The 26,343-nt window shown below is 49.5% G+C and carries 17 protein-coding genes and 1 pseudogene; 9 read left to right on the top strand and 9 right to left on the bottom strand.

The features are described from left to right. Positions 1-426 precede the first annotated feature (426 nt). The 3 genes from BQ2633_RS09055 (at position 427) to BQ2633_RS09045 (ending at position 6,489) form a co-directional block, all read left to right on the top strand. The gene (locus BQ2633_RS09055) at positions 427-1,506 is read left to right on the top strand and encodes an efflux RND transporter periplasmic adaptor subunit (RefSeq protein ID WP_083234071.1); all 1,080 of its coding nucleotides are present in this window, start codon (positions 427-429) and stop codon (positions 1,504-1,506) included. A 164-nt stretch (positions 1,507-1,670) separates the two neighbouring features. Continuing rightward, positions 1,671-5,078 (top strand): efflux RND transporter permease subunit, encoded by a 3,408-nt coding sequence (locus tag BQ2633_RS09050; protein ID WP_075566601.1) that lies wholly within the window; start codon positions 1,671-1,673, stop codon positions 5,076-5,078. Next, positions 5,056-6,489 carry a TolC family protein gene (locus BQ2633_RS09045; RefSeq protein WP_176720134.1) on the top strand — a complete coding sequence of 478 codons (1,434 nt, stop codon included), beginning with the start codon at positions 5,056-5,058 and terminating at the stop codon, positions 6,487-6,489. The genes BQ2633_RS09050 and BQ2633_RS09045 overlap by 23 nt, the downstream gene beginning before the upstream one ends. A gap of 196 nt (positions 6,490-6,685) precedes the next feature. Here BQ2633_RS09045 and BQ2633_RS09040 read toward each other — a convergent pair whose 3' ends face one another. The 9 genes from BQ2633_RS09040 to BQ2633_RS09005 form a co-directional block, all read right to left on the bottom strand. Further along, positions 6,686-7,339, bottom strand: a complete 654-nt coding sequence (locus tag BQ2633_RS09040) for an NYN domain-containing protein (RefSeq protein ID WP_075566596.1) — start codon at positions 7,337-7,339, stop codon at positions 6,686-6,688. A 268-nt stretch (positions 7,340-7,607) separates the two neighbouring features. Then, positions 7,608-9,944 carry a GH92 family glycosyl hydrolase gene (locus BQ2633_RS09035; protein WP_346048523.1) on the bottom strand — a complete coding sequence of 779 codons (2,337 nt, stop codon included), beginning with the start codon at positions 9,942-9,944 and terminating at the stop codon, positions 7,608-7,610. Positions 9,945-10,101: 157 nt separating this feature from the next. After that, on the bottom strand, positions 10,102-11,115 hold the full coding sequence (locus BQ2633_RS09030) for a thioredoxin domain-containing protein (RefSeq protein WP_075566594.1): 1,014 nt from the start codon (positions 11,113-11,115) through the stop codon (positions 10,102-10,104). 177 nt (positions 11,116-11,292) lie between these two features. Next, the gene (gene dinD / locus BQ2633_RS09025; protein ID WP_075566592.1) at positions 11,293-12,165 is read right to left on the bottom strand and encodes a DNA damage-inducible protein D; all 873 of its coding nucleotides are present in this window, start codon (positions 12,163-12,165) and stop codon (positions 11,293-11,295) included. A 311-nt stretch (positions 12,166-12,476) separates the two neighbouring features. Continuing rightward, positions 12,477-13,046 (bottom strand): restriction endonuclease subunit S, encoded by a 570-nt coding sequence (locus BQ2633_RS11205; protein ID WP_083234019.1) that lies wholly within the window; start codon positions 13,044-13,046, stop codon positions 12,477-12,479. 20 nt (positions 13,047-13,066) lie between these two features. Further along, positions 13,067-13,720: a restriction endonuclease subunit S gene (locus BQ2633_RS11200; protein ID WP_083234018.1), complete on the bottom strand. Its 654-nt coding sequence runs from the start codon at positions 13,718-13,720 to the stop codon at positions 13,067-13,069. Positions 13,721-13,984: 264 nt separating this feature from the next. Then, entirely contained in the window at positions 13,985-16,264 is a 2,280-nt protein-coding gene (locus tag BQ2633_RS09015) for a DNA topoisomerase 3 (protein ID WP_075566590.1), read from the bottom strand. A gap of 388 nt (positions 16,265-16,652) precedes the next feature. Beyond that, positions 16,653-18,200: an RNA-binding domain-containing protein gene (locus BQ2633_RS09010; protein ID WP_075566589.1), complete on the bottom strand. Its 1,548-nt coding sequence runs from the start codon at positions 18,198-18,200 to the stop codon at positions 16,653-16,655. A gap of 209 nt (positions 18,201-18,409) precedes the next feature. Continuing rightward, the gene (locus BQ2633_RS09005; RefSeq protein ID WP_075566587.1) at positions 18,410-19,240 is read right to left on the bottom strand and encodes an ABC transporter ATP-binding protein; all 831 of its coding nucleotides are present in this window, start codon (positions 19,238-19,240) and stop codon (positions 18,410-18,412) included. Positions 19,241-19,544: 304 nt separating this feature from the next. On the opposite strand from BQ2633_RS09005, the gene BQ2633_RS09000 reads away from it, so the two are divergent. The 6 genes and pseudogenes from BQ2633_RS09000 to nhaA all read left to right on the top strand — a co-directional run bounded on the left by BQ2633_RS09000 (position 19,545) and on the right by nhaA (position 25,887). Beyond that, a complete protein-coding gene (locus BQ2633_RS09000) occupies positions 19,545-20,351 on the top strand; it encodes a BspA family leucine-rich repeat surface protein (protein ID WP_075566585.1) in 807 nt (268 codons plus the stop codon). 723 nt (positions 20,352-21,074) lie between these two features. Continuing rightward, on the top strand, positions 21,075-21,236 hold the full coding sequence (locus BQ2633_RS11495; RefSeq protein WP_176720112.1) for a hypothetical protein: 162 nt from the start codon (positions 21,075-21,077) through the stop codon (positions 21,234-21,236). Between the two features lie 62 nt (positions 21,237-21,298). Next, complete coding sequence (locus BQ2633_RS08995; RefSeq protein WP_075566583.1) at positions 21,299-22,390, top strand: hypothetical protein; 1,092 nt, start codon at positions 21,299-21,301, stop codon at positions 22,388-22,390. Positions 22,391-22,472: 82 nt separating this feature from the next. Then, positions 22,473-23,441: an ATP-binding protein gene (locus BQ2633_RS08990; protein WP_346048518.1), complete on the top strand. Its 969-nt coding sequence runs from the start codon at positions 22,473-22,475 to the stop codon at positions 23,439-23,441. A gap of 671 nt (positions 23,442-24,112) precedes the next feature. Then, positions 24,113-24,469, top strand: a pseudogene (locus BQ2633_RS08980) (restriction endonuclease); the annotation flags it as partial. Positions 24,470-24,555: 86 nt separating this feature from the next. Beyond that, a complete protein-coding gene (gene nhaA / locus BQ2633_RS08975) occupies positions 24,556-25,887 on the top strand; it encodes a Na+/H+ antiporter NhaA (RefSeq protein ID WP_075566577.1) in 1,332 nt (443 codons plus the stop codon). Positions 25,888-26,343: the final 456 nt, after the last annotated feature.

Here is a 26,343-nt window from a genome sequence, read left to right as displayed (position 1 = left end):
TAACGTCTAACGTCTAACCTCTAACGTCTAATGTCTAATCCCAATTTGTAAACTCCAATCGCTATTTGGAGGGATAACGACCACAAAATGAAACGAAATGCAGAGGACTAACATTTTTTTCACTATTGCACAGAGGGGGGGTAAATGGAAAAATGTAGTTTCGCTCTCCCAAATTGGAACGTTTTCGTTAAGCCAAATGAGCAGAACCGAGCTTGCTCGAGTTATGCCATGGCGAGAAAACGAAGGATGAAATCCAAGGTTTTCGTTAAGCCAAATGAGCAGAACCGAGCTTGCTCGAGTTATGCCATGGCGAGAAAACGAAGGATGAAATCCAAGGTTTTGCCTCCCTCATTCCTTTACAGGACTTTGCAACAAGCAGTCTACTAAGACATTCGTTCAACTAAGACGCTATTTCTAACAATGAAGATGAAACATTTTTTGCTCTCCGCACTCTGCGCCGGACTCCTCACAATGACCGCCTGCCAGAAAAAGGCAGAACAGCAGGTGGAAACTACTTACACCGCCACTACTCCGCTGGTGGACAGCATTGATTTGCCCAAAGACTATGCAGCCAACATCAACTCGCTACGCAACGTGGAGATTCGTTCGCAACAGAAGGGTCTGCTGCAAGCGGCCTACGTGAGCGAGGGACAATATGTGAAGGCGGGACAACCGCTCTTTCGCATTGCTGCCGTGGGCGTGGACGAGGAGATTGCCAAAGCTAAGGCGGAGGTGGAACAAACGAGGATTGACTTGGAAAATGTGTCGAAACTGGCGGACAACAAGGTGGTGTCGGTCAACGCGAAGCGTATGGCCGCGGCGAAACTGCGCAGCGCGGAGGCGGACTATCGACTGGCGGTGAAGCGCAAACGCTTGTCGCTCATCAAGGCTCCGTTCTCGGGCATTTTGGGACGCATTCCCCTCAAAGTGGGGAGTCTGGTGGACGATGGAGATTTGCTCACGAGTTTGTCGGACAACCGAAAGGTGATGGTGTATTTCAACATCTCGGAAACGGACTATTTGGACTATCGCCTGCATCCGGAACGCTACACGCAGAGTGGCTTGCAACTGGTGTTGGCGAACGGTGATGTGTTTGGTGCGCAGGGTCGCATAGTGGACCTGGGCGGACAGTTTGATGCGAGCACGGGGACGATTGCTATGCGTGCGGAGTTTGCCAATCCCAACAACTTGCTGCGCAATGGCGAGATGGGGACGGTGCGGTTGATGGTGAAGAAGCGCAACGCGATGATGATTCCGCAAGTGGCAGTGTTTGAGGAGCAAGATCGGAAATATGTATTTGTGGTGGACAAGCAGCGGCGTGTGCACCAACGTGCTGTGACGATTGGGGCTGAGTTTTCGGGGGGCTACGTGGTGAACGGTGGTCTCTCAGCTGGCGAACGCTATTTGGTGGATGGCATCCAAAAACTGAACGATGGCGATGTGGTGCGCTTCAAAATAGTGGACCCTCACACAGCAATGAAAATGAATCAACTCACCGCAGACTGAGGGTCGCAGACCCTTTTTCGCTCGCCCCGCAAAGCGGGGCTCGGGCTAGAAGCACTAGTACCACTATCCCCACTAGAAGCCCCAGAAGCTCTAGAAAAACTAGAACCACTAGCCCAACTGCGCAGCCCTCTAACGTCTAACATCTAACGTCTAACATCTAAGATATGTTTAAGATCTTTATTCGCCGACCAGTGTTGTCGATTGTGGTGTCGCTGGTCATCGCCTTCATTGGCGTGTTGGCATTGTTCAATCTGCCGGTGACGCAGTTTCCCTCCATTTCGCCCCCAAAGGTGAATGTGGTCGCCAACTATCCCGGAGCGAACAACGAACTGTTGGTGAAATCCGTGATTATCCCCTTGGAACAAGCCCTCAATGGCGTGCCAGGGATGAAATACATAGAGAGCGATGCCGGCAATGACGGTGAAGCCGCGCTCAACGTGGTGTTTAAGTTGGGCACAGACCCCAATGTGGACGCCGTGAATGTGCAAAACCGCGTGTCGTCAGCCACCAACAAGTTGCCACCCGAGGTGATCAGAGAAGGGGTGAAAATCTCTCGCGAAGAACCCAACATCTTGATGTATATCAACCTCTACAGCGACGACCCCACTGCCGATCAGGGTTTTCTCTACAACTATTTCGACATCAACATCGCCCCCGAACTCCTCCGCGTGGACGGTGTGGGCGACCTCGACATCTTGGGCACGCGCAACTATGCCATGCGCGTGTGGTTGCATCCCGACAAGATGATGAGCTATGGTCTTTCCACCGACGATGTGCGCGAGGCTCTGGAAGACCAAAATGTGGAAGTGTCGCCGGGTAAGTTGGGCGAGAGTGGCGGACTGCGCCCACAGGTGAAGGAATATGTGTTGAAATATCCAGGACGATACACCACAGAAGACGAATATAAGAACATCATCATCAAAAGCACGAAAGGCGGCAACGCTGTGCGCCTGAAAGACATCGCCGATGTGTATTTGGGCAACGAGGTGTATGACATCTATTCCACCTTCAACGGTAGACCCTCAGCCGCTGTGACGCTGAAACAAGCCTACGGCAGCAACGCGCGCGACGTGATTGGCAAGGTGAAAACCGCCATGGCGCATTTGCAAAAAGACATGCCCAAAGGGATGCACTATGAGGTGAGCTACGACGTGAGCCGTTTTCTCGATGCAAGTATGGAGAAAGTGGTGCACACCCTCTTCGAAGCCTTTGTGCTGGTGGGCATCGTGGTGTTTGTGTTCTTGGGCGATTGGCGCGCTTCGGTGATTCCGATTTTGGCGATTCCCATCTCGCTGTTGGGAAGTTTCATTGCGATGATGGTGTTCAACATCACGCTCAACATGATTTCGCTCTTCGCCTTGGTCATGGCGATCGGTATTGTGGTGGACGACGCTATTGTGGTGATTGAAGCGGTGAATGTGGAGATGCTGCGCCACAAACTCTCACCGGTGGAAGCCACGGAGAAGGCGATGAAGGAGATAAGCGGTGCCATCATTGCCATTTCGCTGGTGATGGCTTCGGTGTTCATCCCCGTGGCGTTTATGGGAGGACCTGAGGGCATGTTCTACCGCCAGTTTTCCATCACCATGGCATCGAGCATCTTGTTCTCTGCCTTTGTGGCACTGACCTTGACACCGGCTTTGTGCGCCTTGATTTTGACGAAAGAGCAAGAACACAACGTGAAGTTGGGCTTTGTGGGCAAGGCTTTGCAACGCTTCAACGCGCGTTTCGACCGTGGCAGCCAACGCTATGAGCGCGTGGTGCGCCGCACGGTTCGCATGAAGGCTTTGACCCTCGGAGCGATACTGGCATGCTGCGGACTCGCCTACTGGGTGAACTTGGGTTTGCCGGCAGGCTTCATTCCGCAAGAAGACCAGGGGATGATTTATGCCGTGGTGGAAACGCCTCCGGGCTCCACGATAGAGCGCACGAACGCTGCTGCACAGGCTTTTCTGAAGATTGCCAAGGAAGAAGAGGGGGTGGAGAGTGTGTCGTCGTTGGCAGGCTTTGAAATCCTCTCGGAAGGCACGAGTGCCAACTCCGGCAGTTGCTTGATCAACCTCAAAGACTGGAAGCACCGCAAGCGCACGGCGAAGGAGATTATCCGCGATTTGGAAGAAAAGTGCAAGACCCTCACGCAAGCCAACATCGAGTTTTTCGAACCGCCTTCAATCCCAGGCTACGGTGCGGCGAGTGGTTTTGAACTCCGCTTGCTCGACAAGACGGGGAAGAATGACTATCACGAGATGGAGCGCGTGAGCAAGGATTTTGTGAAAGAACTCCGCAAGCGTCCTGAGATAGGCAATGCCTTCACGTTCTATTCTGCCAGTTATCCGCAGTTTATGCTCCACGTGGACGACAATGCGGCTTTGCAAAAAGGTGTGCAGCCGGGCAAGGCTTTGGAGAATCTGTCGATTTTGGTGGGGTCGGACTATCAAACGGGCTTCATCAGATTTGGCAAACCCTACAAGGTGATTGTGCAGGCGGCTCCGCAATATCGCGATTTCCCCGAACACTTGATGGGGCTCTACACGAAAAACGAGGAGGGGGAGATGGTGCCGTATGCCGACTTTATGTCGCTGTCGCGCACCTATGGCATGAGCGAAATCACGCGCCACAATCTCTACAACTCTTCTGAGGTGACGGGAGCGCAGGCGGCAGGCTATTCGAGCGGTCAGGCTTTGCGCGCCATCGAAGAGGTGGCACAGCGCACACTGCCCAAGGGCTATGACTACGACTGGGCGGGTATCTCGAAAGACGAGGCAGAACAGGGCAACACGGCGATCATCATCTTTATGGTGTGCTTGGTGTTTGTGTATCTCATCTTGGCTGCGCAATACGAAAACTTCTTGTTGCCCGTGCCGGTGATTATCTTCTTGCCGGTGGGCATCTTGGGTGCGTTCTTGTTTTTGAAAATGTGTGGATTGGAAAACAACATCTATGCGCAGATTGCGCTGGTGATGCTCATTGGTTTGCTGGGCAAGAATGCAGTGCTGATGGTGGAATATGCTGTGCAGCGCAAGAATGCAGGAGAGAGCATTGTGCAGGCTGCCATCTCGGCAGCGGTGGCGCGTTTCCGTCCCATCTTGATGACGAGCATTGCCTTCGTGGCTGGACTGATTCCGCTGGTGTTTGCCACGGGAGCTGGTGCGATTGGCAACCGCACCATCGGTACGGCAGCTGTGGGGGGTATGCTCCTCGGTACGCTGGGCGGACTGGTGTTGATTCCGGGACTGTATTACATCTTTGCTGGGATGACGGACAAACTGGTGCATTACCAAAAGGAGAAACCGCTGAGCGAGGAGAAGGATGTGGCTTATCGGAAGAAGAGAGCCACGAGTGCTGGGGGTGATGAGGTGTTTTTCCTAGAAGAACTCTCGGTGGAGGAATTGAATCGACAGCATTTGGCACAAACGTCTGAGGGTTTTGCCCAAGAGGATTTCACGCAAGATAATTCTGCGCAAGATGATGCTGTGCAAGAAAATTCTGCGCAAGATGATTCTGCACAAGATAATTCAGCGCAAGATGATGCTCAAAACGTTCAAGAAGATGACGACGATGAAAAGAAATAAGATAAATGTGGCGGTGTGCGCCGCGGTGGTTTTGCTGGGTTTTGGGGCTTGTCAGACACCGCAAGCCACTGTGGTGAAGTCTGATTTGAAAGAGAGATTGCTCAAAGGGGACTCTGCGCACCACGCCACGCAGGACACGCTACTGTGGTGGAAACGCTTTGACGACACCACGCTCCAAACGCTTATCGACACGGCTTTGGCGAACAATCACGATGTGAAAATGGCGGTGCAGGATTTGGCGATCGCCAAAAGTGCCATCTTGGTGAAGGAGGGGGCTTTGCGCCCTGTGCTCTCGGGCAAAATGGGACTGGGGCTCTCGAAGGTGGGACGCTACACCGCCGAAGGGGCAGGCAATGCTTCGACGGAGATGACGCCGGGTCACAACGTGCCGACGGTGATTCCGGACTGGGCACCGGGGGTGCAACTGGATTGGACGATTGACCTTTGGCACAAACTGCAAAGCGACAAAAAGGCGGCAGTGGAACGCTATCTGGCTTCGGAAGCTGGACAACGGGCGGTGAGAAACAAACTAGTGGCTGAGGTGGTGGAAAACTACTATGCGCTCTTGGCGCTGGACGAAAAACGGGAGGTGATGCTGCAATATGTTGCGCTGCAAAAGAAGGCGGTGCAACTGGCGAAGATTCAAAAGGAAGCGGATGCTGGTACGCAACTGGCGGTGGAGAAATTTGCTGCTGAGGTGGCGAAGGGGGAAGCGGAGGAATGTGGGCTGCGCGAGGAGATTGCTGCTCGAGAGCACACGCTGAACTTGCTCTTGGGGCGTTTGCCGCAAGCCATTGTGCGCCAACCGAAAGATTTGGCGACATTGCCTTTGCCTTCTGCTGAGGGGGCTTTGGCGGTGGAGCGTTTGTTGGCGAGGGCTGACGTGGTGCAGGCGGAACACGAACTGGCGGCTGCGAAATGGGATGTGGAAACGGCGCGTAAGGAGTTTTTGCCGCAACTGAATGTGTCGGCTGCTTTGGGGGTGAACGCTTTCAACCCGAAGTATTTGGTGCGCCTGCCGGAGTCGGTGGTGTGGAACGCGCTGGGCACTCTGACGGCTCCGCTGATCAACAAGCGGGCGATTCGTGCGCAGTTTGCTCAGGCGGATGCGCAGCAACTGAACGCGCTCTACAACTATGAGAAGACGCTTTTGGGGGCTTTCGTGGAGACGCACGCTGCGCTCTCCAAACTGGAGCATTTGGCTTTGGTGGCGGGTCACAAACGTGAACAATATGCTGCACTGACACGTGCGGTGTCGGCTGCGCAACAGTTGTATGCGAACAACCGTGCTTCTTATCTTGAAGTGAACGACAGTGAGCGCGAACAACTGGACTGCCGCCTCTCGCTGATTGACCAAAAATTGGAACAACTCTCCACTCTGATTGGCATTTTCTCAGAAAATAGAGATTAGAGGGTCGCAGACCCGTTTTAGACGTTAGACGTTAGAGATTAGACGTTAGGGGTCGCAGACCCTTTTATGCTCGGGGTCATAGACCCATTTTCGCTCGCCACGACAAGCGTGGCTCGGGCGTTTTAGAGGTTAGAAATTAGACGTTAGAAGTTAGAAGCCCAACTGCGCTACCCCTCTAACGTCTAATCTCTTATTTCTAATTTCTAGAAGTTTGATGTAGCTTCCATCTTTGAGGGATACACAAATCGAAGTCTGGTAATGAGAGATGGACTGTGTCAGGAAAAAGGGCATCACGAAATCGTTTTTCGTATCGTTCCAAATGAATGGGGTGGGAAATAGAGATTGATGCCAAGTTGCTGGAATACTGATTGGGAGGGAAATACACAAAAACTCTTTGTCGTGCTTGTGTGGCAATTTCTATTGCAGGAATCATATCACTATCTGCGGAAACAACGATGGCGACATCACAATTTTTCTCATAAGCATCAGCTACAATTTGAGTGGCAATGCGCACATCGGTTTCTTTTTCCTCGTGGGTGTGAATGATATTTCCACAATTAAAACAGGTGATTGATTTCTTCAGATACTTGCCTAAGACCAAATGAAATTTGGGATTCTCTTGGTTGGCTTGGAAGAAAGCGTTTTGACGTCGGCTTTGTTCGAGGTCGTTTGTTCGTGCCGAAAAGTATTTCACAGCCACCAACTCTTGATTGGGGCGCATAAAGCTTTCAAAAAGTTTGACGATGTCAAGCCAATAGTATTTCTTCCAACGGACACTGGATTTTAATCCGTAGTAGAAATTGAAACCGTCAACATAGACGATGACGCGGTGTTTTTCGTGTGGTTCCATAAATCTGATAAAAAATAAGCCACCTCATTGCTGAAGTGGCGAGCCTTAGTATTTTCCACCTAAGGGAGGTAATTTGATGCAAAGATAACTATTTCTTTTTGCCCCACAAATTTTTCTAGAGTTTTTTAGACATTAGACGTTAGACATTAGAGGGCTAACGCAGTTGGACAGTTATAGACACTTATCGCCGCATGGTTCTAACGTCTAATGTCTAAAGTCTAATCTCTATTCCCCTCTAACGTCTAACGTCTAATGTCTAACCTCTAATTTAATACCAACAAATGCCGCGCTGGTTGGTCATTTCGAGCACTACCTTTGCGCCCGAGAGAATGAGGTCGTAGGTCAAGAAACTCTTCGTGTAAGGTTGTCCGTTGACAGTGACCGACTTGATGTAGCAATTCTCATCGGAGAGTCCTTCTGCAGTGAGGATAAACACCTTGCCGTTGGGCAGAGAAAGACGGCTCTCACGCCAGAGCGGCGACGTCAGTTCGTAGTGTCCCTGCACAGGATCTACGGGGTAGAACCCCATGGCAGCAAAGGCATACCAAGCCGACATCTGACCGCAGTCCTCATTGCCGCACAGCCCCTCAGGGCGGTCAGTGTAGAGCTTCTGGCACACCCTGCGCGAGAGTTCGGCAGTGCGCCAAGGTTGGCGCGCGGCATTGTAGAGGAAAATCACATGGTGTCCCGGTTCGTTGCCGTGCGCATACTGCCCGATCATGCCCGTGGAGAAGATGGGCAACTCCACGTGCTTCGGAGTTTCGGCAGAGAAAAACGCATCCAGCCGTTGCGCCAAGCCTTCCGCACCGCCCATTTTCGCCTTCAGTCCCTCCACATCGTGCTGCACACTCATGAGATATTGGAAAGCATTGCTCTCGGTGATGTCCTTCGTATAGGCGAAGGGGTCGAAATCCGCCTTGAATGTCCCATCGCTCAGGCGAGGGCGGAAGAAGCCCGTCGCCTTGTCCCACAAGTGGGCATAACTTTGGGCACGGTGCAGATAGTCGCGATGGAGCGCGCTGTCGCCGATGTGCTTGCCCCACGCTGCGATGGCAGCATCGTCATAGGCATATTCCAGTGTTTTGCTCAAACTCTCTTCGTGCTTGTCGGCAGGCACATAGCCCAACGTGTCGTAGTCGCCCAGACCGCGATAGTCCCAACGTTCGGCAGTGGAGCGCAGCAAGCGCGTGAGTTGTTGCGCATCGGCAGGCTGGTAGACCCCGCGCAAGATGGCTTCCACGATGACCGGCACAGAGTGATAACCGATCATCATGTCCGTTTCGCTGGCAAACATGTTCCACACGGGCAGGTGACCTTGGTTTTGCGCTCCGAAGTCCACCATCGACTGCACCATGTCTCTGTTGTCATCGGGTGCAATGAGGTTGTAGAGCGGATGGGCAGCGCGGTAGGTGTCCCACAGGGAGAAGGTGCTGTAGTGCTTTTGCCCCTCTGCCAAGCGATGCACTTGGCGGTCTGCCCCGAGGTATCTGCCATCGACGTCGCTATACAAGGTGGGACAGACCTGCGCACGATAGAGCGCGGTGTAGAAGATGCGCCGCTGTGCCGCTGTTGCCCCCACAAGATGCACACGCTCAAGGCGCGATTCCCACAAAGCACGTGCCTCGCGATGGTAGCGAGCGAAGTCGAAATCTTGGGCTTCTGCGCGATGATTGCCCTTCGCCCCTTGCACATCCACACCAGAGAGCGCGGTGGTGAGGACGATTTGGTCGCCAGCCTTCACGCGATAGTGGAGTTTCGCCACATAGCCCTGATGGTGCGCGGGTTCGTCTTTGAGGGAAATGCGCTCGATCGTGATGCTGTTGGCAGGACGTGAGAGGCGGGTGTAGAAATAGAGTTGCTGATTGCGCGCCCATCCGTCGGAGTGTCGATAACCTTGGAGTTCGTCGTTCGCCACCACCTCTATCTTGCTGTCGGTACATCGGTCCCAGTTCATCGCCTTGTTGAGGTCGAGGGTGATGCAAGCGGAGTCAGAACTTTGGAGGAAGGTGTAGCGTTGCACGCCCACTCGCGGTGTGGCAGTGAGTTCCACGCGGATGTTGTAGGGTTGGAGCAGCACGGAGTAGTAGCCGGCGTGCGCCTCTTCTTGGTCGTGACTAAACTTGGCATGGACACCGAGGGGCGGCTCAGCGGTGAGCACGGGGGCGATGGTGGGCATGAAGGAGATGTCGTACATGTCGCCTGCTCCTGTGCCACTGAGGTGGGTGTGGCTAAATCCGGCAATGGTGCTGTCGGGGTAGTAGTAACCGGCGATGCGGTCCCACCCTGGGATGCCGTTGTCGGGACTGAGTTGCACCATGCCGAAGGGGGTTGCCGCACCAGGATAGGTGTTGCCCACCCAGTCTGTGCCGATCATGGGGGCTACCTCGTGGCTCAATCTCTTGATGCTCTTGAGGGCTGCATCGGTGGTCTTCGCAGAGGGTTGCAGACTGGCAGAGGGTTGTAGACTGAGGGCAGATGCGGCTATCGGTTTACTGGATGCGCCTTCTCTCTTGCCTGACGCTTCAGTCATCTTTGCTAAAGGTTTGCAGGCGGTGGCGATGCAAGTCATTGCGAGGATGCTTGCGAATAGATAGATTTTAGACATTAGACGTTAGAGATTAGACGTTAGAGGGTCGCGGACCCGTTTTCGCTCGCCACAAGTGGCTCGGGCGTTTTAGAGGTTAGAGATTAGAGGTTAGACGTTAGACATTAGAAGTTAGAAGCCCAACCGCGCCAGCCCTCTAACGTCTAAATTCTAACGTCTAACGTCTAAAAATTTTCCCTTTGACGATATGGAGTCCGGGTTGTGAGGGCGAGATGCGTCGTCCGGAGAGGTCGTAGTGTGGCGTGTCGTTGTCGGAGGGCGCAGAAGGAGCAAGGGGAGCGATGGCAGTGGTAGTGCCCACCACCGTGGGGAGCTTTTGCGCATCGGCATTGAGGATTTCGTTCGTCTGCGTGTCGATGAGGAGACCCACCACGTGGACATTTTCGGGGTTCTTCACAATCCCAGGGAGGAAGAGGTGAAACGTCTGGCTCACCGGTACACCGCGCTGCATCGTAGTGGGAAGAATGCCTTCGCGCTGCGCTCTTTCGCCCACGGGATAAATCCATCGTGCCACATCATCGTAGAGCGTCTGCGCAGGATTGGGCTTATTCAACCATGCAGAATTGGGGAAATACTGCGCATAGTTGGACACATAGTTTGCCTGCATGTAAGGTCCCACCTTGTCTTCCACGAGGACGTATTGCATGCGGAGCGTGGTGTTGGGACTGTTGAACCCTAGAGTGGTGGTGAGGGTGATGTCGTAGTCGAAAGTGTCGGTCTTCGTCACCTTTGTCTCCACCTTGAAAGGCGTCTTCTTGGGTTGTTTGTAGAGGGCAGTACTCATTTCGTTGTTGAACATGTCGAGACGCTGCTTGCGGTTGAGCCACACTTGGGGGAATCCTTCATATCTGAGGAAGCGATAGTCCTGCACCTGCATGGGTTCAGACGAATAGGCGCTCTGTGCTTGGTGCACGGCGATGACGACGAAGGGCACGCTCTTGACGTCTTTGCGTAGTCGTTCGAGGGCTTCCATGCCGAGGGGGCAATATCCACACCATGTGCCGGTGCCTTCTTCGATGACCTGCACACGCGGATAGAGCACATAGTCCTTGGGATAGGCGTGCGTTTCGACTGTTGCCGCTGGAGGCGTTGCTGTTGCCGCTGTGCTACTTTGTGCTGCGGCAGTGCCACCCACGATGGCGGCAAATAATAGTGAGAAGATTCTAGACATGAAATTAGACGTTAGACGTTAGAGATTAGACGTTAGAGGGTCGCGGACCCATTTTTGCTCGGGGTCACGGACCCGTTTTTGCTCGCCACGAAGTGGCTCGGGAGTTGTAGCTGTTAGAGATTAGACGTTAGGGGTTAGGCATAGAGGATACCCCCTGCAAAATAGTACTTCAGCGCCTTATTCCTGCTTGTTCTTCGGAAGTTTTTGCGAGGCTTGTTCTATTTTCTTCTCTTCTCGAGTCACCCTACGCTCCAACTTCTTAATATCTTCCGCAGCAGGCAATTCTTCGGGCTTGATGCCACGCTCCCCCAACATGCTACGCACACTGAGATTATTCTGCACATGCTCATGAGTAATAGAAGTCTCTCCGTGCAAATCTTTGCTCTCCACATTGTAATTGGTCATTTCGGTGGCGAGATTTTTGGCAGCGATGGTAAGCGTCGGAAGAAAATCTGCTAATGCTCGGTTGGATTTCACCCCCAATCGTTGCTTCATATCTTCCGTGGTATATCCACCAAAAAGAGACTTGTCGCCTTTGGAGCGTATTCTTCCAAAGCCTTTATCATCAACTCCTCGTTCGTAAATATTCTGGGACAGTTGCTTTTCTGCAGCTCGCAATTTATCTCGAGTTTCCAAACGAGAAAGCAGGTTTAACCGCTCCTCTATCAACTCAGCCTTTCGCGTTTGCACAGCAAAATAACTTTGGGCGAACGCAATTTCTTCTTTCTTGGGGTCTCCGTTTTGAGCGATGAGATAACAAGCATAGCGAGTAAGCATGAAATCAGGGATACCACGCTTGGAACGACTGCCGATTGCCACCATTTTCGTGACCTCACGAAAATGGTCCTCTACATTGACACCCTGCGACTCACACGAATCGACTGCCCGATGTATGGCAACAAGGAAGTTCTCCCAACGGACATAGCCCAACACAGTTTGCAATTCGCGTGCATACCATACCTCGATTTCTTCTTTGCCATCATCGCTTTGGGCATATCTAACTATGCCGTCAAAGTCCGATTTATATTGCAATATACTCTTCTTGTCCATGGTATTTCTAGTTTTCATGGGTCTAAAAAAAATTGACCCGCACATTTGAGCATCGTTGAGAGGCTTGGCGGGTTCTAGTAGTGCAAAAATACCAACTTTCTCAAATATCAGCAAACTTTTTGAGCATATATTGAGTTTAGAGGGTCACAGACCCGTTTTAGACGTTAGGGGTCACGGACCCATTTTTGCTCGCCACGGAGTGGCTCGGGCACATTAGACGTTAGACGTTAGAGAATAGACGTTAGAGAGCTGCGAGGTTGGACATCTTCGCCGCAGGATTCTAACGTCTAACGTCTAATTTCTAGAATCGTCTAACGTCTAAAATCTAATAACTGCTCTCGGTAGTATTCGTATTGCTGCCTGCGGAGCTTGATTTCTAGGGGCAATCCTTCGGAAATGGAGTTGGTCAAGGTGTCGAACTTGTCCAAAATCTCTACAATGCGAGCTTGCTCGGAGAGAGGGGGAATGGGTATGGGGAGCTGCTTTATAATTTCGGAGTTCAGATTACTAACTGAACCACTATTGATTTTACCTGTCCAATAATGCTGAACTTCATTAGAAGATAAATAGTAATATAAATAATCTGGCAAAACATAATTACTTATCTCACTCAAAGAAGCCCATCCGTCATGAATACAACCACTGATTCCTAAGATATATGGTCTGCCATAACTCATCGAATTAGAGAGAACAAAGTCACCTTTCTGCAATAAACGAGATTTTCTAGCGCCTTCTTGAGTAATTCTCTCTTGTGTACCTTCAATATATTTGTCACCAACCTTAGTATCTCCAATCTTTATCCAAGGAATCCCATTGATTTGATCATCAGTAAGATACTTTGTGATAGGACGTGGTGATGCTCCTCGTTGTACCTTGCACACCTCCCCGAGCTTTCTATAAACTACGTTAAACTCACTGGGGGGGTATAAGAGAAGTTAAGAAGTTGCTCGCGGTAGTAGGCGTATTGCTTCTTGCGGAGTTCGAGTTCGGCTTGGAGTTGTTCCTCTAATTCCGCCTCCATCGCAGTGAATTTATCCAATATCTCCACAATACGAGATTGAACGGAAAGAGGGGGAATGGGGATTTCTATGCGCGCTAAATCCGTTGCGGAGACATCTATGACCTTCGTTCCTTTAGCTAGTTTACGCTTTTGGTCAAAGAAGCTACGTGTCTTCGTGTAATAAACAAAGAATTTGGGTAATAAGTGTTCTGAACACCTTATTATCGTAGCGTGTCCTCCAGTCACAGCTTCGGACTTTCCAGTATATAACAATGCTTTTCCAACGTCTTCTAAGTTTTCACTCGTATTGGTAATCACCACATTCCCACAAAAGACTTTGCGCAGTTTGGAAGCAGTTTCCGGAGTTACGAATGAAATTGTTTCTTTGGTCTCGTTTCCGTAGTACGTATATATTTGACCATAATGAATGGCAGGGATACCTTCAGGTGCAAAATCCTTTTTGGATAGCCCATTTCCGCGCACAAGCTCTGCCACCTCCCCGAGTTTTTTCCATTCCACCGGTTGGTTGTTGAGTAATTGTTGTAAGTAGTCCATAAATTAGACGTGAGACGTTAGAGATGATTGTAAAGTTATTGTAAAGTTCGCCATATCACGTCACACAACCTACTGATTAACAAAAGAGTAAACTTTACAAAGACTTTACAAAAGCCTAAGAAATACTTGTTAGAGATTGGACAATTCTAGAAGTGTTATAGACGTTAGAGGGTAGAAGGCTAGCGCGGTTGGGCTAGAAGAACTAGAAGGACTAGAAGAACCGAGCCACGCTTGTCGGGGCGAGCGAAAAAGGGTCTGCGACCCCTAGAATGGTTTTCTCCAGTTGCAGCCTTCTTTCCAGCGGGAGCAGCCGTAGGCAGTGTGGCCCTTGATGACTTTGCCTTCGCCACATTGAGGGCATTTGCTGCCGGCACGGATGATTTTGCGCTTCGGCTTAGCTTCGCCATTGCTTTCTACGGAAGAAGATGTCGCATTTTCGGAAGAAGATGACGAATTTCCAGTAGGAGAAGAAGGGGCTGAAGGAGAGGATGTGCCTTGTTTCGCAGAGGATTTTCCAGCAGAGGAAGCATTTCCAGAAGGTGCAGGAGCCTGTTGCACACGGCGGTTGGTGTTGTCGCACAGCACCGTGTGGACAAGTTCGGAAACCATCTGCTTGAGTTCTGCCATAAACTGTTGCGCGCTGTAGGTGTGGTGCTCAATCTGGCGCAACTTGTTTTCCCAGATGCCCGTGAGTTCCGCACTCTTGAGGAGGTCCTCTTGGATCAACCCGATGAGGGCAACGCCCGTGGGAGTGGCTTCCAAACTCTTGCGCTGCAGACGGATGTAGCCGCGCTTGTAGAGCGTTTGGATGATGGCAGCACGCGTGGACGGACGACCGATGCCGTTTTCCTTCATCGCCTCGCGGAGTTCTTCGTCATCGACATTGCGCCCTGCCGTCTCCATGGCGCGGAGCAGCGTGGCTTCTGTGAAGGGTTTGGGCGGAGTCGTCTCCTTCTGCGTGAGCGTGGGCGTGTGAGGACCAGTTTCTCCCTTCTGAAAGGGCGGCAAGGTGCGCTCATCGTCCGAGCGTTGCGCCCCAGCATTGCCCGCTTGCGGTGCTGCCCCACCCTCGCCTGCTGCGGAGGAGGAGGAAGAAGCGGCATTTGCCCCACCCTCTCGGGTAGCATTCGCCTTGGGGAAGAGCACGCGCCACCCTTCGTCCACAATCACCTTGCCACTGGCGCGGAAGGGGATGCCAGCCGCCTCACCATCGACGGTGGTGGTGGCAAATCGGCAGTCGGGATAGAACACGGCAACGAAGCGTTGCACGATGAGATCGTAGACATTGCGCTGCACATCGGTGAGCCCTTGCGGCAACACCCCAGTGGGGATGATGGCGTGGTGGTCGGTGATTTTGGCGTTGTCAAACACCTTTTTCGACTTGCGCAGGGGAGCATGGCGCAGGGGTTCGAGCCACTGCGTGAGCGGTTGCGTGCGCCCCACGTGATAATCGCGGATGCCCTTGAGAATGGCAGGGCAACGATCGTACATGTCGTCGGGCAGATAGGTAGTATCTACACGCGGATAGGTGGTAAATTTGTTTTCGTAGAGCTGCTGGATGAGCTGCAAGGTGAGGTCGGCACCATAGCCAAACTTCTTGTTGCACTCCACCTGCAGGCTGGTCAGGTCGAAGAGTCGTGGGGGAGCTTCTGTGCCCTTTTTCTGCGTCACCTTCTGCACGGTGAAGGGCGTGCCTTCGATGGCTTTGAGGGCAGCTTCCGCCTCTTCGCGGTTGGTGAATCCTCGTTTGGCGAGCGACTTGTTGGCTGGGGATTTGCCCTCCGTCTCGTCGTTGTTTTGGGGTTTGTCGTCCTCATCGTCGGCTTCAAGGCGGGCGGTGAAGGTGACATCGCGATAGATGGTGGAGAGCACCCAGTAGGGTTCGGGCTGGAAGTTTTGAATCTCGTGTTGCCGCTCCACAATCATGGCGAGGGTGGGGGTTTGCACGCGCCCGATGGAGAGGGGTTGCGCTCCGCGACGGCGATTGTTGTCGCCATATTTGAGGGTGTAGAGGCGGGTGGCGTTCATGCCCAGGAGCCAGTCGCCAATGGCGCGACAGAGTCCGGCTTCATAGAGCCCTTGATAGTCGCTTTGGGGGCGCAGACGGGCAAAACCTTCGCGGATGGCTTCTTCGGTCATGGAGGAAATCCAGAGTCGTTCGACAGGACAGGTGGCACCGGCTTTTTGCATCACCCATCGCTGTATGAGTTCTCCCTCCTGCCCGGCGTCACCGCAGTTGATGATGCGCTCGGCTTTGGCAAAGAGTTGTTCGATGACGTTGAACTGTTCTTCCACGCCTTCTTTGAGGCGTATGCCGAACCGCTCGGGCACCATGGGGAGGGCTGCGAGCGACCAGGCTTTCCAGTAGGGGGAATATTCTTCAGGATTTTTGAGTTCGCAGAGGTGTCCAAAGGTCCACGTGACTTGATATCCGTTGCCTTCGTAGTATCCGGCATTGCGCCCCACCCTGTGGTGGTGCGTTGCGCCGATGATTTTGGCAATGTCGGCGGCTACAGAAGGTTTCTCAGCAATACAAACTATCATTGTTTTAGAGGGTCACGGACCCTTTTATGCTCGCCCCGACAAGCGGGGCTCGGGGAGGTTAGACGTTAGGGGTCGCAGACCCGTTTTCGCTCGCCACGGAGTGGCTCGGGCTGCGCGATTGGACTAGAGGGGCTAGAAGCTATCATCATAAGCTATCAATATAAGCTGTCATCATAAGCTGTCAATATAAGCTATCATCATAAGCTATCATCATAAGCTGTCATCATAAGCTATCAATATAAGCTGTTTCGGACTTTAGAGCGTTTTATCCGCCCTTACAGCATCGCCAGTTTTTATCATATCATTTTATAGTATCGCAGTGATACAAAAGAGGCATCAAACGAAGAAAGTATATATTGACCATAGTCCTATTCCAATCACACTACACCTACATTTGGACAGATTTTGAAAGAAACACCCATTTCCCTTTTCTATCGGAACCTTCTCGTACAATCATCTGATATTCTATTAGTAAAGATAGATCTCGGGAGATGGTTGGCACAGAAACTCCAAGCTCCAAAGCTAATTGTTTTTTGGAGAGGCTTGGGTTTTGTATGAGCAGTTGAAGCATCTTCGCCAATCTCTGTTTTACTGTATCATTTACTGTATCATTTACTATATCATTTACTATATCATTTATTGTATCATTTATATCCTCACTCCAATCACGATGAACAAAATCTGGGTGACACGGAATGCGAATCAAGAAAAAACTTCTATCTTGATCGGTCTCAATGATAGCCTTGGGAGAACCATTGCGTTTTAACTCATCTTGGATAGTGGGAATCCCTGTGGCGCGTCCCTCTGAGAGCTTCAATTCCTTAAGAAAATCGCCTAATCGTCTATTGCGATAGCGTCGTGCTTGTAGATATTGAGCAGACTTAAGGGCATCTGCAGATATACTACGATCTGGACCAGAGTAACTTAATATGGAAATTTCGTGAGGTTGTACACTAATTTCGACAGCTTCATACTCTTGGTAGTCGCGATGATAGAGGGCATTAACCACCGCTTCCTCCAAAGCCTGATAGGGATAATTGAAAAAACGAATAGACTCTGCTTGCCCTTTGGGTTTTATTATTCTCTCTTTGATGATGTTGGTGCGGAGATAATCGAGAGTAGCCCTTATCATCGTGGGCACAGAACCCGTGATAGATGGCACTTCTATCATATTATTGGGGTTTTGAATCACTCCTTCGGGAAACATCACGATGTCCACTTGAGTATAGGGAAAATACTTCCGCGGATCTTCACAAAACATCATTGCTGCTACGTTCTTCAATCGTCTATTTTCAGAAGGACCACTCCACAAATCAAGTTGCTCGAGTGTTACGCTCAAATCTTGTTTGAGCACCACGTCAACCAGTTTACTCCCTACGCGCTGAAGATAATCTTGCACCAAAAGAAGCGAGATGTCTTTGAGGGCTATTTCCTTGTTGGAACGCTCATCAAAGGGCAATCTATTGCTCATTTCTCTCAATTCATTCAACACTTCTCCCTTCGCTTCTATCGTGCTACTTCCTGAACGAATGTAAGTTGTAGAGGGTGACTTATCACTCACCACACTACTTCTCACCTCGTAAGGGCGCATATCCCCTGCTGGCACCCAAATAACCAAAAGTTTCTTCCCATCTACTTCTTCTATGGACGTGCGGGGCAAGTAGAAAGGACTAATTTTGTGATTATATCCCACCATCGACTTTAGGATGCGGTCTAGAGATTCATCTGGTACTCCACAAATGGGACGTTTGACCATGCCATTCTCTTCTTCTACCCCAACAAGAATATACCCACCTCCTATGTTGTCGAAATCATTGGCAAAGGCACAGATGCTTTGATAGATTTTCGGAGCGTTCCAACCTTGCTTAAACTCTATGCGATTACTCTCTATCCGCTGATTGCTAAGTAGTGCTTCTATGTCGATGTGAAGTGCCATAAGTATTTTAATTATTTGAGGGTAGAGATTAGAGGGTCGCAGACCCTTTTATGCTCGCCCCGACAAGCGGGGCTCGGGGAGGTTAGACGTTAGAGGTTAGACGTTAGAGGGCTAGCGCGATTGGACGAATCTAGAAACTAAAGAGTCGAAGTTAGAAAGTTAGCATGGACGCACATCGCCGCAAGGCTCTAACGTCTAACGTCTAATTTCTAACATCTAATTTCTAATGTCTTATCTGCCTCTCTTTTTGCCCAATCGAGGTGGTGGGTGGCAACGATGACAAGCTTTTGCTCTTCGTGTGCCAAGTGGGAGAGGAGCTGAAAAACCTCTTGGGTGGCTTGGAAATCGAGAAAATTGGTGGGTTCGTCGAGGAGCATGATGGGCGTGTCTTGTGCGACAGCGCGCGCCAACATCACGCGCTGTCGCTGACCATCGGAGAGGGCGTGCATGGGGCGAGATGCCAGATGGGCAATGCCGCAACGATGCAGCACACTGTCCACAAAAGTAGGTTCGTCCCTTTGTGAGAGAGAGGCATGACTATGCAGCACACCGTCCACAAAAGCAGGTTCGTCCCTTTGTGAGAGAGAGGCATGACGATGGGGCAAACGTCCCAGTTGCACGACTTCCAGCACGGTGAGGGGCGGAATTTCGGGGGTGGTGGGCAATACGATGCTCACCCATCGTGCACGCTCAGCCGGCGAGAGCGAGGAGAAATCGATGATCCACTCCTCTTGCGTCGTCGCACCACTGCTCGACTCTTCACAAAGTGGTTGTACCCCACTCTGCTGAACTTTGCCCACAATGGAGTGTGCGTCAGCGTGCAAAGTGGATTCGGGGCAATGACGTCCCGAAGTTTTTATCCTCATCTGTCCAGCGAGGGAAGGCAGCAGTCCGGCAAGGGTTTGGAGGAGGGTGGATTTCCCACTTCCATTGCGTCCGATCAATGCCACCAACTGCCCCGACTCGAGAGTGAGGGTGAGCGGTGGCAACAAGGGCTTTCCTCGATGCCCGAAGGTGAGATTTCTAAGCGCAAACTGCATGATATTGCAAAGGTAATCATTTTTTTTGATTAGAGGGTCGCAGACCCGTTTTAGACGTTAGACGTTAGACATTAGACATTAGAAGGCTCGCGCGGTTGGGCTCATCTCCGCAGGGCTCTAACGTCTAACGTCTAAATTCTAACGTCTAAAAAACCTCCATTTATTTTTGTTTATCCCAAATAACCCTTAACTTTGTGGCAGAGAAAAGGATAACACCTTCCACAGAAACAACAGAACCCATAACAACTGCCCGCAGTCCCATTTGGCAGCTCCCAGGAAAAGGAGGTAATAGGGGAACCACTTTATGAGATTTAACTCTACTTTTCGCGCACTTGGTGCAACCTTCATTGTGCTCCTCTGCACCCTCTTCGCAGCTCCCTTGAGCGCAAAGGCACAAGAAAAAGAAGCCTACGTGGTGCTGAGCGAAGATGAAACCACCTTGACGTTCTATTACGACGCAAACATCTTAAACCATGAGGGCACGGTACTGCCCATCGACGAAACCCAATCGGATGAAGAAGGCGGCTATGGCTATCCCGCGTGGGCTGGCACTTCGAAAGAAGCCAACACTTGGGTCAAAAAGGCGAAGTTTGACGCCTCCTTCAAAGACTATCTCCCCACCAGCATCGGATGTTGGTTCTACAACTGCCAAAATCTCGAAACCATCGAAGGGCTTGAAAATCTCAACACCTCCAACGTAGAAGAGGCATTTTCCATGTTTGTCAACTGCGTGAGTTTGAAAGTGCTCGATCTCTCCTCTTGGGACATGAGCAAGGTCACCGACATAGCAGAAATGTTCTACAACTGCTCCGCCCTCACCACCATCTATAGCTCTGGCGCTTGGAACTGCAAAACATCCACAGATATGTTCACCAACTGCTATGCTCTCCAAGGTGCCGTGAAGTATGATGCGAGCAAAACAGACGTTTCGATGGCAAATCATGAAGGCTATTTCAGCAAGGTGGGTCCCACTGCCCTCTCCCGCACTGTCCTCAACGCGCGCAAGGCGAAGGGCATCTACACGCTCCAAGGCAAGCGCGTGGATGGCAAACTCCAACACCTCCCCGCTGGCGTCTACATCGTCAATGGCGTCTTAGAAGTTAGACATTAGACGTTAGAGATTAGACGTTAGACGTTAGAGGGTCACAGACCCTTTTTCGCTCGGAGTCGCAGACCCTTTTATGCTCGGCTTCGTCTTCACTTCGTTACGCTCGCCTCGGGCTAGCGCGGTTGGACTCATCTCCGCAGGGCTCTAACGTCTAAATTCTAACCTCTAACGTCTAATTGCTAATGTCTAGGAAATCCCCACTCCTCTCTAGCAGGTGAGTGGGGATTTATTTTATCTAATGTCTAATGACTAATCTCTAAAACTTCCGACATTTCAGAGAAAAAGTCGGACATTTTCGGAAAAATCTCACACCTTTATTCTAGAATCTCCGACATTTTTGGAGATTTCTCCGACTATCCAACACTCTCCCTCCCATTGCAGACGGCAGAAGGAACTTCTCAAGAGAGAGTTAGACAAAACAGGAGCTCGACAAGAACTCCCATTACAAAAGACTATTGTATTTTTACGCTTGCTGGTTGACTCTACGGTTGACTCTACACCACGACAAAAAACTCAATTTTTCTACCCCGAAAGTTGAGTTCTACAAAAGAATTAACTAAATTTGCACTTGCTCGTTGACTCTACCCTTCTGCGAAAATATCACTCATTCCTTCAATTTTTCTCTTGATTATTTGGCTGTCTGTTTTTTGTCTTATTTTTGTCGTCGAAAGGATTTACTTTTTGTTATATCCTTTTCATCTAGTATTCCTTCCAAACATTCAACGTATGGAAAAACTCAACAATCAAGAGTTTTCTGCCATCAAGGGTGGTAGAAAAGAAGATGTGGTAGGAATATCTATCTTCGGCATTGGAGGAGTTGATGACGGTATACGACATAACGGTTACATCCGCATCTTTACTCTCAAGATTCCTGTACCTTGGTGGTAAATCTTAGGTCAGCTCAGAGTAGCTTACACTTCTCTGGGGCTATTCTTAAAACACTTCTATCTATGTTCCGATTACTCATATATTCTCTCTGCACTCTCTACTCTCTCAGCCTTTCAGCGCAGCGCAAAGTCCATGTGATTGATGCAACAACGCAACTTCCTATTGAAAACGTAGTCGTTACCGATGCACAATTAGGGAAAGTTTTGGGGATTACTCCCAAAAACGGCCTCTTTCTCTCCACTTCTCAGTTCAAAAAGCTGAGCTTCTCGCACTTGTCCTACCAACCTTTGGCTGCACCTGTCGCAGATACCGTTCGCCTCGTCCCACGCGATTACAACATTGCCCCAACGGAAGTCACGGCAAAGGCTGCAGACTACTACAGATTGCGCGCTGTCGTGCGTTCTTATCAGTATGTAGACAGCATCCCTGTGAACTTCGTGGATGCCGTCTTGGACTTTTACGTCAATGGCAAGGGCAATAAGTTGGAATATCGTGTACTTAAACTAGATGCTTACAAAGACAAAGCGCGCATTCGTGAGAACAATCTCAACAGAAGCAAGGTAGAAGTGGATGACAACGGCCTATTGGATTGGGTGAGTGCACAACATATCTCAACTAATAATGCCTATTTCTTGATGCAACAATTGGGAGAGGAAAAACTCATTCTCAAAAAGAAAACTCGCGAACCACTAGGTGCACTCACTTTCGACCCAAGTCAAAGAGCCTATGTCGCAAAGGTCAATCTACTCACTCCCAAAGACACCGCAACGCGTCTCCTTTTCGGCCGATTCATTAAGTTCAATCTCCACACCCTCGAGGAGCGTTTCCCAGCATCAGTGGACACCGCACGCCTGCGTGTCTATGATATGCAAAGCTATCGTTGGTTGCTGCAGCGCGACACTTGGACAAAAAAGTATCCCACTCGCGTACCCCTCACAGCCATCCACGAGATTGTAGTCTTCGAACGCCAACGATTGAGCAAAGCGGACTACAAAAAACTCGATTTCGACACAGATTGGTACGACATTCCTCGTTCTCTCCGCGGACGCGCTGCGACAGAAAACATCGATCTCTCGAAATACACTCTCCCCCTTCCCCAAGACATCCAATCGTTGTTGGGCAATCAGCTCCAACTACTGCCTTATAAGGACTAGCTATTCTTTGTTTTCTTAATTTTTCCTCACAGCATGGTCAACGAGGCTTCAGAGCGTTCGTTGGCCATGCTAGCCTTCTTCATTGTCTCTTTCTCTTTGTCTTATACAACCACTTCTCCAACGTGATGCCATGGACTGCGGCCCTGCAACAGGACAAGAGGGACTCACCTTAGCTGGGCTTCTCATGTTTGGGAAAGGATTATCCATAAGAGAACGTTTCGACAACATCCGCCTAGACTATCTTGATATGACCAATCTGCAACCAGATAGTCGATGGAGCGATAGAATGACGTATGACGGCACATGGGAAAATAATCTCTATAACTTCTTCACCCGTGTATTGCCAAAGTTGGTGAGCGACATCAAACGCCCTTTTATGCTGCAAGGAGTAGAAAGAGAAGACGACACCCCCTTGCACAAAGCCATTCGCGAAGCTTTGACCAATCTTGTGATTCATGCTGACTACATGATAGAAGGGGTGCTGAGAGTGGAGAAACACGATGACAGATTCTTCTTTTCCAACCCAGGTTCTCTCATACTGCCTATATCAGACATCTACAAAGGAGGAAACTCAAAAGCCCGCAATCCTAATATCCAAACCATGCTGCGTATGCTGGGATATGGCGACAATATAGGCTCTGGCTTTCCCACCATTGTTGATGCCTGCAAAAAAGAAAACTGGCGGAAACCATTACTCTGTGAGTCAAACGAACGGCACACCGTAGAGTTGACTATTTCTATGAAATCTCTCATCTCGGACGAATGCACACAACAGCTGCGCACTACCCTAGGAGAGAGTGTCTATCAGTCACTACAAAACGAAGAAATCCTCATTCTCTCTGTGGCTTTGACAGAAGACACTGTAACTAACAGTGTGCTACAAACTCTCTTGGACAAGAACTCCTTGCAAGTGGGAAAACTCTTATCTTCATTGGTTGAACGAAACATTCTCGTCTCTCAAAACAAAGGACGCTGGACTTCCTACGAGGTCAATCAAGACTTTATAAAAACAGAAAAGGCAAGGAGTAGACATACAAAAGTTAAGGAGTAAAAGCAAAGCAGCAAAGGAGATGCAGATTATAGAATTTTGCAAAACTCCACGAACGCTTTTAGAAATAGCACAGGAATTGGACCTGTCCGATCGCTATAAAATGAAGCAACGCTATATAGACACTCTACTACAGCAGGGTCGCTTGTGTATGATGGAAGAAAGCAAAACAGCTCCTACGCAAAAATATAAGACAATAGAAACCAACAAGAATCAATAGTTTAGTAGACATTAGAGGGTCGCAGACCCGTTTTAGACGTTAGAGGTTAGAGCTCTGCGGAGATGAGTCCAACCGCGCGAGCCTTCTAAAGTCTAACGTCTAATTGCTAATGTCTAAAATGCGTCTAACGTCTAAAAAAGTCCGCCGTTTCTCCAAAAACGATGGACTTTTTTCGGAAAATCTCCCACGAAATTTTGAAAATCTCCCACGTTTTTTGGAAAACGTGGGAAGTTTTTTTTCCAACGATGCGAAGACGATTTCATAACATGGAGCAGAAATCATTGACACAATGAGAAGAAAATAGCCCTCATTTTGCGAAATTAGAAGAACAGATGTATCTCATATCAATGTTTTTTTTTCATCTTAGTTCCATAACCCGGAGGCTATTTATAGGCTATTTGCTATCTTTGCAGTACAATTTCGAAACGTAACACTGGAATAACGATATCAATTTTATCTGGGGAAGGTAAAGATGATTTACATCGACCCACCTTATAACACGGGCAAGGACTTTGTTTACAACGACGACTTCGCCATGAGCCGTGAGGAGATGGATGAGGCGATGGGGAATCTTGACGAAGAGGGCAAATACACCCCCGACTGGGCGATTGTCTTCCGTGAGGGGGATATCAAGCACATTTACTTTGTGGCAGAGACCAAGGGGTCGGAAAGCATCGCGCAACTGCATGGCGTGGAACTCGCCAAGATAGAGTGTGCTGCTCGCCACTTTGAAGCCATCAGCCAGAACATTCATGTAGCGTACGGTGTAGCTAAGGACTACAAAACTTTGTGTGATAAGATAATGAAATAAAGAAGAAAAATTAAAGACAGCAGACCAATAGATTTGCACATTCAGATATAATGCTATATCAGTTATACACAGGTAAAAGATAGATTATGAGACAACAAATTGAAAAAACGCTAAACCATCATTTGATGTTACCGATAAAACTATTTATGGGCAGAGAGAAGTCTGGAGGAATTGTTTTGCTTCTCAGTGTTGCCTTGGCTATGGTTTTAGCAAACACCAATATTGCAACAAGTTACTTTCATTTTTTTGAACAAAAAGTAGGTTTCATCATTAACGGACAGCCATTTTTAGATTATAGTCTGCACCATTGGATTAACGATGGTCTAATGGCTATTTTCTTCTTCGTTGTAGGCTTAGAGCTGAAAAGGGAGTTCATTGGCGGAGAATTGGCAGATATAAGAAACACCCTCCTACCGATTGGGGCTGCAATAGGTGGTATGGTGGTGCCAGCTTTGATTTATTTAGGTCTAAACTTCGGTAGTCCACAAACAACGGGATGGGGCGTACCGATGGCAACAGATATAGCCTTTGCCTTAGGAGTGGTATACCTTCTGGGCGATAAAGTACCAGCTTCAGCAAAGCTATTCCTCACAACGCTTGCCATAGTAGACGACCTTGGTGCTGTGTTGGTCATCGCATTCTTTTATACCTCTGAACTATCTTTTGTGAGTTTGCTCTTTGGCTTCGCTTTTCTTGCTGTGATGTTCATAGGCAACAGATTAGGTATTAAGAGTTTACTCTTCTATGCCGTGCTCGGTATCGGAGGCGTATGGGTAACCTTTTTGCTGTCTGGCATCCACGCCACCATCTCTGCTGTACTTGCAGCCTTTATGATTCCAGCCGATGCCAAAATAAATGAGTCTATCTATCTCAAACGCCTGAAGAAACTGACACGACGTTTTGAACAAGAGGATGCAAACGAGGTGAGAACCTTGGAAGAGGGCCAGGTGGACGTCTTGACTAACATACAGCACGACACATCCATTGCCATTCCTCTGCTACAACAGCTTGAACACAAACTGGCTCCTATCGTTACGTTTGTGATTATGCCTATTTTTTCCATTGCCAATGCAGGTATCAGCTTTACGAATTTAAGTCTATCTGATATTTTCTCCACCAATATTGCTCTCGGTGTCACGCTGGGGCTATGCTTAGGAAAACCAATTGGCGTTATTGGGGCCACCGTATTGATGGTAAAATTACGTTGGGCAAGTCTTCCCAATGCTATCAACCATCGCACGCTGATAGGCTTAGGAATGCTTGCTTCTATTGGTTTCACCATGTCGATGTTCATTTCTACCCTTGCTTTCACCGACGAATTATTGTTAACACAAGCAAAGGTAGGTATCTTCCTCGCCTCTATCTTAGGTGGAATAGGAGGATATATTCTCCTTAATCAACCAACCAAGAAAGCATAAGCACCTCAACTATAAGGCACTCTTTTCCTCACCTTTATCTTGTTGTTTATCCTCTCTACTTTTCCTGCCGATATGAGACAGTCATACCGTGCTAGAATTCCGTTGCTCTAAGCCATGATTGTGGCGGCTATTTTCATCAACTGCGGGACTTTGTTCTCTTGCGCCTGTTTTAAGTGCAGAAAAATGCAATACACAACATTTTTCTGCGGTTATGATTGCAAATTTCGTGATTTCAGAGAAAGAAGACGAAGATTGTAGGAAAATCTACCTACAAATAAGTATCGTCTTACCCGATTCTGCATCGGCTGCTGCCATCTCGAATCTGTTGATTGTGGTTTTCTAGCAGAGGAACAAATATTGCCTGTTTTCAATAACGAAAAAAAGACTGAATGCCATAGAGTTAAGACATGTATTGCCTTCCGCTATGCTCGACAAACGGCATTGTTTTAAGTGCTT

Source organism: Ihuprevotella massiliensis (assembly GCA_900095835.1).
GTDB classification, from domain to species: Bacteria; Bacteroidota; Bacteroidia; order Bacteroidales; family Bacteroidaceae; genus Alloprevotella; species Alloprevotella massiliensis.
The sequence above is the reverse complement of the archived record's forward strand: the minus strand, read 5'-3'. Positions and strand labels throughout refer to the sequence as shown.

Coding starts and splice junctions, on each gene's coding strand:
- BQ2633_RS09055 (WP_083234071.1), top strand. CDS start 427: ATGAAACATTTTTTGCTCTCCGCACTCTGCGCCGGACTCCTCACAATG.
- BQ2633_RS09050 (WP_075566601.1), top strand. CDS start 1,671: ATGTTTAAGATCTTTATTCGCCGACCAGTGTTGTCGATTGTGGTGTCG.
- BQ2633_RS09045 (WP_176720134.1), top strand. CDS start 5,056: ATGACGACGATGAAAAGAAATAAGATAAATGTGGCGGTGTGCGCCGCG.
- BQ2633_RS09040 (WP_075566596.1), bottom strand. CDS start 7,339: ATGGAACCACACGAAAAACACCGCGTCATCGTCTATGTTGACGGTTTC.
- BQ2633_RS09035 (WP_346048523.1), bottom strand. CDS start 9,944: ATGTCTAAAATCTATCTATTCGCAAGCATCCTCGCAATGACTTGCATC.
- BQ2633_RS09030 (WP_075566594.1), bottom strand. CDS start 11,115: ATGTCTAGAATCTTCTCACTATTATTTGCCGCCATCGTGGGTGGCACT.
- dinD (WP_075566592.1), bottom strand. CDS start 12,165: ATGGACAAGAAGAGTATATTGCAATATAAATCGGACTTTGACGGCATA.
- BQ2633_RS11200 (WP_083234018.1), bottom strand. CDS start 13,720: ATGGACTACTTACAACAATTACTCAACAACCAACCGGTGGAATGGAAA.
- BQ2633_RS09015 (WP_075566590.1), bottom strand. CDS start 16,264: ATGATAGTTTGTATTGCTGAGAAACCTTCTGTAGCCGCCGACATTGCC.
- BQ2633_RS09010 (WP_075566589.1), bottom strand. CDS start 18,200: ATGGCACTTCACATCGACATAGAAGCACTACTTAGCAATCAGCGGATA.
- BQ2633_RS09005 (WP_075566587.1), bottom strand. CDS start 19,240: ATGCAGTTTGCGCTTAGAAATCTCACCTTCGGGCATCGAGGAAAGCCC.
- BQ2633_RS09000 (WP_075566585.1), top strand. CDS start 19,545: ATGAGATTTAACTCTACTTTTCGCGCACTTGGTGCAACCTTCATTGTG.
- BQ2633_RS11495 (WP_176720112.1), top strand. CDS start 21,075: ATGGAAAAACTCAACAATCAAGAGTTTTCTGCCATCAAGGGTGGTAGA.
- BQ2633_RS08995 (WP_075566583.1), top strand. CDS start 21,299: ATGTTCCGATTACTCATATATTCTCTCTGCACTCTCTACTCTCTCAGC.
- nhaA (WP_075566577.1), top strand. CDS start 24,556: ATGAGACAACAAATTGAAAAAACGCTAAACCATCATTTGATGTTACCG.